Annotated in this window: 2 protein-coding genes; both read right to left on the reverse strand. The window is 41.9% G+C overall.

Annotated features, from left to right (window positions below; all coding sequences use genetic code 11):
* Window positions 1–234: 234 nt before the first annotated feature.
* Window positions 235–1,260, reverse strand: a complete 1,026-nt coding sequence (endA, locus tag U9O96_01790; GenBank protein MEA2053839.1) for a tRNA-intron lyase — start codon at window positions 1,258–1,260, stop codon at window positions 235–237.
* A 1-nt stretch (window position 1,261) separates the two neighbouring features.
* Entirely contained in the window at window positions 1,262–2,059 is a 798-nt protein-coding gene (gene purQ, locus U9O96_01795) for a phosphoribosylformylglycinamidine synthase subunit PurQ (GenBank protein ID MEA2053840.1), read from the reverse strand.
* Window positions 2,060–2,282 lie beyond the last annotated feature (223 nt).

A 2,282-nucleotide genomic window follows, 5' to 3' on the forward strand; every position in this document is an offset into this window, starting at 1 on the left:
AGGTGGCTGCGTGGACCAGGAGAAGGAATGACCAGAAAAAGAAGATTGAATGGAAATTCACGAAGGATGTGGCTGATAAAAAACTATCCAAATATTACGTTCCATAATTAAATTGTTATGATACTAGTGCCTAAAAGTTAGGGAATTTGGGAAATTTTTATCAGAGCGGCACCAGTGTATGCTCTTTTCCACGCAACATGGATAACTGCCTCACATTGTCCGTCCCAGTTGCTTCTACGGTGTCAATCTTTTAGGGCGGATATACTCAATGCCATCCCCGACACGGGCAAAAATCATTTGTTTTCTTACGGAATTGGCAAGGCGGATGGCTCTGCTTACTTCGGTCCAGGTAGATTTGTAGTTTTCCGGTATGACATGTACTAAATAAGGTGCGTGCCCCTCGCCGAGTTGCTCCCGGTACACCCTAAAATGAGAACCGAATTTAAAACCGGTTTTTGGAATCAGTCCGCTGCTTCTCAAATCTTTATAAACATATAACCTTCTCTCTATATCTGGCTGTATTTTTTTTGCATATTTTATAAAATTCCCGAATGACTGTTTCTTTTTTCCTCGAAAAATCTCTGCACCTTTTTCGGCAACGTAAGCGGTCTCTATCAGCGAAAGCTGTACAACGCCCTCCTCGAAAGTTCTTCCTATAAAATTTTTCTGCAATTTTTCAGATAATGCATCATCCCATACCAGACTTCTATCGCCCAGAAGAGTTATTTTTCCGTGGTATTCTTCCTCCTTGACCATTTTGCCCCTCATCCGGAAAAATTTTACTGAATAATAGGTCAAATCTCCATCCTCATCCGTGATGCCGAGCATAAGCCTCTTTTTATTTAAGCCACGAATCCATTCCGAAATCTGTGAAATGGAAAAAGGAGAGCGCTCCGATATTGCTTTTACCAGGTAAATGGGAGAATGGGAATGAGGTGCTCCTCCCCTAGGATACAAATCCAGTCCATCTTCCGAAATCCTGGCTACATATCCCCTCTGGCGAAGGTCTCTAAAAACGAGGTAACTGATCTCTAAGTTTGGATAAACAGCCATTCCATAATCCATCAACTCGTTTAAATTAACTTTTTTACCATTTTTCTCGATTTTCAGTCTTCCGGCCTCCATAAGAAAAGATGCTTCTAATATATGGAGATGGAGGGTCTCGCCCACCATCCTGCCGAAATAGCCCTTGTTGTAATTCCTTATTGCCTCAGATGGATTTTCAACCACCACTTCATTATCGGAAATTTTTCCTGCCATTTTATAACGTTCCTATATAATCGACTATGGATTCAAATATCGCCCTGCCATCTCCCTCCTCATTCCTTTTCCAGCCGGGATGCTGCCATGAATAAAAGGCGCGCTCCGGGTGGGGCATCATACCAAGCACATTTCCTTCCGGATTGCATATTCCGGCTATATTTGATAGTGAACCGTTCGGATTCCATGGATAGCTTGCGGTCTCACCGTCCTTGTTCACATATCTAAAAACAATCTGTCCATTTTCCTCCATGTCCCGCAAATACTGCTTTTCTTTATCCTTGGGAAGCATGAGTTTTCCTTCCATGTGGGCAGACGGAATGAGTAGCACATCTCCCTCTTTAATTTTTGATGTTAGCGGAGATACATTATCATGCCGCAATAACGTTGGCCTGCATTCAAATCTATTTGAGTCGTTCACTGCCAGACATGCTTCTGGTATTTCACTTACCCCGTCAATTGCAGGAAGCAAACCGAGTTCTATCAAAACCTGAAAGCCGTTACATACGCCAACAACGGGATAGCCGTTTCCCACAAATTCCTTTAATTCATCCACCATCAGTGCCTTTATCCTTGCGGCGAATATTGCCCCGGCCCTCACATAGTCGCCCGATGAAAATCCTCCAGGAATAAATATTCCCTGATAGTCAAAGATATTTTTTTTCTGACCGCTGCCAATTTCATTTAAATGCACATATTCCGGCTGTACCCCAAGCTCCGATAAAGCATTAAAAGATTCCTCCTCGCAGTTGGTTCCTTCAATGCGCAGAATGGCGATTTTAATGTCTTCCTTTTTCACGTGGAGTAATAGGAACAACCATATAAGAAATTAGTCCTTCTGGCATCGGGCAAAAGAAAAATTCGATATCCCTAAAAACCGATATGCATTACACTTTTAGTCTCTACGAATAGGAATTTTTCCTGAAAAATTTCGACATTTTTTATAAAGAGCAATGTCTTATCTCTTGGAGTGGGATGAGATGACACTTTATGAATTTGGACAAAAAATTCGCAAAGCCATA

Source organism: Candidatus Thermoplasmatota archaeon, from assembly GCA_034660695.1.
GTDB lineage: Archaea > Thermoplasmatota > E2 > UBA202 > DSCA01 > JAYEJS01.

Excerpts from the sequence above, each read along its gene's own strand:
- endA (MEA2053839.1), bottom strand. The coding sequence starts at position 1,260 with ATGGCAGGAAAAATTTCCGATAATGAAGTGGTGGTTGAAAATCCATCT.